Source organism: Christiangramia aestuarii, from assembly GCF_009735585.1.
Classification (GTDB): domain Bacteria; phylum Bacteroidota; class Bacteroidia; order Flavobacteriales; family Flavobacteriaceae; genus Christiangramia; species Christiangramia aestuarii.
In genome coordinates, this window is record NZ_VJVW01000101.1 from 1 (window position 1) to 431 (window position 431).

The following is a 431-nucleotide window of genomic DNA, read 5'->3' on the forward strand; positions in this document are numbered from 1 at the left end:
TCCGACAAGGCCAGCATGGAAATCCCCAGTCCCAAGGCCGGGGTAGTGAAAAGCATCAAGGCGAAGGTCGGCGACACCTTGAAAGAAGGTGACGAAATCCTCGAGCTGGAAGTGGAAGGCGGCGAACAGCCTGCCGAAGCCAAGGCCGAGGCAGCGCCCGCCCAACCGGAAGCGCCGAAAGCCGAAGCGCCTGCTCCCGCCCCGAGCGAGAGCAAGCCGGCCGCCCCCGCCGCGGCCAGCGTCCAGGACGTCAAGGTCCCGGACATCGGCTCGGCCGGCAAGGCCAACGTCATCGAAGTGATGGTCAAGGCCGGCGACACGGTCGAGGCCGACCAGTCGCTGATCACCCTGGAATCCGACAAGGCCAGCATGGAGATCCCCTCGCCGGCCTCCGGCGTGGTGGAAAGCGTCTCGATCAAGGTCGGTGACGA

Annotated in this window: 1 protein-coding gene; it reads left to right on the forward strand. The window is 66.1% G+C overall.

The genetic code is table 11. The features are described 5' to 3' along the window. Positions 1-431 (forward strand): biotin/lipoyl-containing protein (locus FLP08_RS17095; RefSeq protein WP_500681184.1); only part of this gene is annotated, 431 nt, incomplete at both ends.